Raw genomic sequence first — 4,001 nt, forward strand, 5'->3', positions numbered from 1 at the left:
TCAGGTAGTCCGATCGTTGCTGACTTGGCAAAGATGCCTCACTGCTTAGTTGCTGGTACGACTGGTGCTGGTAAGTCTGTTGGTATCAATGCCATGATTCTATCTATCCTCTTCAAGGCGAAGCCGGATGAAGTTCGTCTGATCATGATTGATCCGAAGATGCTGGAGATGGCGATGTATGACAAGATTCCGCATCTCTTATGTCCAGTGGTAACTGACATGAAGCAGGCCTATAACGCGCTCAATTGGGCTGTCAATGAGATGGAGCGTCGCTACAAGTTGATGAGTAAGTTTGGTGTGCGTAACCTTGCCGGCTTTAATAAAAAGATTTTAGAAGCCGAGGAGAAAGGTGAGAAGCTCACTAATCCATTTAGCTTAACTCCGGATGATCCAGAGCCAATCTACAAAGCGCCAGTGATAGTCATCGTGATTGATGAGTTGGCCGACTTGATGATGGTCTCCGGTAAGAAGATCGAAGAGTTAATTGCACGTATTGCTCAGAAGGCCCGTGCTGCAGGTATTCATTTGGTGTTGGCGACTCAACGTCCAAGCGTGGATGTGATTACTGGTTTGATTAAAGCGAACGTACCAACGCGTATTTCTTTCCAAGTGAGCTCCAAAATTGATAGTCGTACCATCCTAGATCAGCAGGGCGCTGAAGCACTGCTCGGTATGGGTGACATGCTCTACATGGCACCGGGCACTGGATTGCCTGTGCGTGTCCATGGTGCTTTCGTATCGGATGATGAAGTCCACCGTGTGGTCGAATGGCTTAAGGAAAAAGGCGAAGCCAATTACATTGACGGTGTTCTTGAGGGCGCTGATGAATCTACGATGGATGCACTGACTGGTGAAGGTGGTGGTGAATCCGATCCTTTATACGATCAGGCAGTCGCTATCGTCCTAGAAAACAAGCGCCCATCGATTTCTCTGGTGCAGCGTCACTTGCGTATTGGTTATAACCGAGCAGCCCGTTTACTCGAGGATATGGAAAAGGCAGGTTTAGTTTCGAAGATGGGTAATGGCGGTAATCGCGAGATCCTCCATCGCCCTTCAGAATAAGGCGACTCCATTGCGTAGATTTTTATCCGTAGCAACATCCATCTTTATCAGCCTTGCGTCCTTTGCATTTTCAAGTTCCGCATTTTCTGAGGGTGAAAGTGGTGCAGAGCAGTTGCGTCAGTTTGTGCGAAATTCTAAAACTGCAGAAGGTGATTTTATGCAGCAGCAGTTGCGCGCACCCAAGGCAAATGAACCCCAAGACAAAGGTTTAAAAGTAGTTCGCCAAACACAAGGACGTTTTGTATTTCAGCGCCCAGGTCGATTTATTTGGGATACCCAAAAGCCTTACGAACAAAAACTCATTGCCGATGGCAAACAACTTATTTTGTGGGATAAGGATTTAAATCAAGCGACTTTTAGACCAGCTGGACAAGCTTTAGCGGCCACCCCCGCCGCAATCCTGTTCGGGGAGACTTCCTTAGACCAGCATTTTGAGTTAGTTGACGGTGAAGATCGCCTAGATATGAAATGGGTTGCTCTAGTACCCAAGAAAAATCCAAATGCAAAGAATGGTAATGACTTGCCTTACACCAAGATCTCAGTGGGCATGGCCAATGGTCTGCCTAAAGCGCTCGAGCTCATTGATGGCCTGGGTAGCGTGGTTCTGGTTACTTTAGACAGGATCCAGCTCAATATCAATTTGCCTGCCAGTCGCTTTACTTTCAATCCGCCGGCTGGCGCAGAAGTCTTACGCTTAAACTAACGCATATACACATTAACTAATAGAGCATCAGATGATTGATCCGCAATTACTCCGCAAAGATATCGCAGCCGTTGCTACCCGTTTAGCTACTCGCAAATTCCAACTGGATGTTGAGAAGTTCAATACCTTAGAGTCTGAGCGCAAATCTTTGCAAACTCGTACTGAGGAGTTGCAAGCTAAGCGTAACCAATTAGCTAAGGCTATTGGTATGAAAAAAGGTAAGGGCGAGGATGCTACAGCTGAGATGGCTGAAGCGACACAGATCAACGTGGATATGGAGTCTGGCGCAGCACGCTTAGCAATTTTGCAGACAGAGATTGCGGATTTTTTAATGGGCATTCCTAACCTACCGGATGAAACAGTCCCAGTTGGTAAAGATGAAACTGAAAACAAAGAAGTAAAGCGATGGGGCAAAATCCCCGAGTTTTCGTTTCCAGTAAAAGATCATGTGGATTTGGGCGCACCATTGGGTCTTGATTTTGAATCTGCTGCAAAAATTAGTGGCTCACGCTTCGTGGTTCTCAAGGGACCTGTTGCTAGATTGCATCGCGCCTTAGCGCAATTCATGATTGATCTACATACAGGTCAGCATGACTATGAAGAGCTCTATGTACCCCTGATGGTGAACGCAGCATCTATGCGCGGCACTGGTCAGCTACCTAAGTTTGAAGAGGATCTATTTAAGGTTCCGCGTCAGATGGGTGGTGAAGATGGTGCGGGCGAAGCGAAGATTGAAAACTTTTATCTCATTCCAACTGCAGAAGTGCCGGTGACGAATTTGATGCGCGACACCATTACGGCGGTTGAAGAGTTGCCGTTAAAGTTTGTTGCTCATACCCCATGCTTTAGATCTGAGGCTGGTAGCTATGGACGTGATGTACGCGGCATGATTCGCCAGCACCAGTTTGAAAAAGTAGAGCTCGTACAAATTGCCAAACCAGAAGAATCAATGCAGTTACTTGAGGAATTAACTTCACATGCAGAAAAGGTGTTGGAGTTGCTGGAATTGCCTTACAGAAAAGTACTACTCTGTACGGGCGATATGGGTTTTGGCAGCACCAAGACCTATGACTTAGAAGTTTGGATTCCGTCACAAAATGCTTACCGTGAAATTAGCTCTTGCTCCAATATGGGTGACTTCCAAGCAAGACGGATGCAGGCAAGATTTAAAGCTGGTCAAGGAAAGCCAGAATTGGTCCACACTCTCAATGGCTCTGGCCTTGCGGTTGGTAGAACAGGCGTTGCACTACTGGAGAACTTCCAGCAAGCTGATGGCAGCATAGCTATTCCTAAAGCCTTGCGACCATACTTGGGCGGCTTGGAAGTATTAAAGCCCGCCTAAGTAAGAAATCTAAGAAATACCCGAAAGCTATAATCGCTATTCGGTTCGGAGAGATGGCAGAGTGGTCGAATGTACCTGACTCGAAATCAGGCGTAGGGTCAAACCTACCGTGGGTTCGAATCCCACTCTCTCCGCCAATGAAGCACTTATCTATCCAAGTGCATCTTGAGAACCCCAGTTAACTACTAAATCTTTAAATTCCCAAGAATAATCTGAAGTATCTGAAGGATCAGTAGTAGAGCAAGTGGAGATAAATCTAAGGCACCAAAGTTGGGTATTACCCTTCTAATCGGGGTGAGTAGGGGGTTAACTAATAGTGATACTAGAAACTGAATTTGAGTTCCTGTGCCAACCCAGGAAAGAATGATGTTGATAAAAACCAGGCCAACCAGTCCTGAAAGAGTTAGGTTTAGCATATCAACTAATGCCAGTGCTAACCAAGAGATATCAATCGAAGTAGCGCCAGAGATCAATAGTAGGATCGAAATTTTGGCCAAAATTAAAAGATAGGCTGCGACACAACTCGCTAGATCAAAGCGACCAATACTGGGTACGAAGCGTCTTAGCGGAAGAACAATCCAATTGCTTAAAGGCAGAACATAAGCGCCAATAGACTTACTTTGCCCTGCGCCTAAATTGAAGGCAAGCCACTGTAAATAGCAGCGTAAAAGGCAGGCTCCCGCAACAATGCTAACGAGTACCTGAAGAATGAGGTTGGCAATTTGTATCAACATAACCATATTGTAGGGTGTTTAAACGCCAATGGTTCAGCAGCATTATTCAATTGGTGCAACAATGAAATATAGACAATTCAATTATTAGGAGCTGCCGTGCTCGATTCACTTTTATTCAGTCGCATTCAGTTTGGCGCTAATATTTCTTTTCACATTTTAT

The 4,001-nt window shown here is 45.7% G+C and carries 4 protein-coding genes and 1 tRNA gene; 4 read left to right on the forward strand and 1 reads right to left on the reverse strand.

Translation table 11 applies throughout. The annotated features are described in order from the left end of the window. The 4 genes from B7Y67_RS12290 to B7Y67_RS12305 all read left to right on the forward strand — a co-directional run. The coding region (locus tag B7Y67_RS12290; protein ID WP_293598895.1) for a DNA translocase FtsK at nucleotides 1–1,062 on the forward strand (1,062 nt) is incomplete at its 5' end. Beyond that, nucleotides 1,022–1,765, forward strand: coding sequence for an outer membrane lipoprotein carrier protein LolA (locus B7Y67_RS12295; protein ID WP_293598896.1), 744 nt, complete (start codon nucleotides 1,022–1,024; stop codon nucleotides 1,763–1,765). The genes B7Y67_RS12290 and B7Y67_RS12295, both read left to right, overlap by 41 nt. Before the next feature lie 31 nt (nucleotides 1,766–1,796). Next, nucleotides 1,797–3,107 carry a serine--tRNA ligase gene (gene serS, locus B7Y67_RS12300; RefSeq protein ID WP_293598897.1) on the forward strand — a complete coding sequence of 437 codons (1,311 nt, stop codon included), beginning with the start codon at nucleotides 1,797–1,799 and terminating at the stop codon, nucleotides 3,105–3,107. A gap of 47 nt (nucleotides 3,108–3,154) precedes the next feature. Next, nucleotides 3,155–3,244, forward strand: a tRNA-Ser gene (locus B7Y67_RS12305). 48 nt (nucleotides 3,245–3,292) lie between these two features. On the opposite strand, the gene B7Y67_RS12310 is transcribed toward B7Y67_RS12305, so the two are convergent. Beyond that, the gene (locus B7Y67_RS12310; RefSeq protein ID WP_293598898.1) at nucleotides 3,293–3,841 is read right to left on the reverse strand and encodes a YggT family protein; all 549 of its coding nucleotides are present in this window, start codon (nucleotides 3,839–3,841) and stop codon (nucleotides 3,293–3,295) included. Nucleotides 3,842–4,001: the final 160 nt, after the last annotated feature.

The organism is Polynucleobacter sp. 35-46-11 (assembly GCF_002281105.1).

What these genes read in the sequence shown, in the direction of transcription:
- B7Y67_RS12295 (WP_293598896.1), top strand. Translation starts at nt 1,022, where the DNA reads ATGGCGGTAATCGCGAGATCCTCCATCGCCCTTCAGAATAAGGCGACT.
- serS (WP_293598897.1), top strand. Translation starts at nt 1,797, where the DNA reads ATGATTGATCCGCAATTACTCCGCAAAGATATCGCAGCCGTTGCTACC.
- B7Y67_RS12310 (WP_293598898.1), bottom strand. Translation starts at nt 3,841, where the DNA reads ATGTTGATACAAATTGCCAACCTCATTCTTCAGGTACTCGTTAGCATT.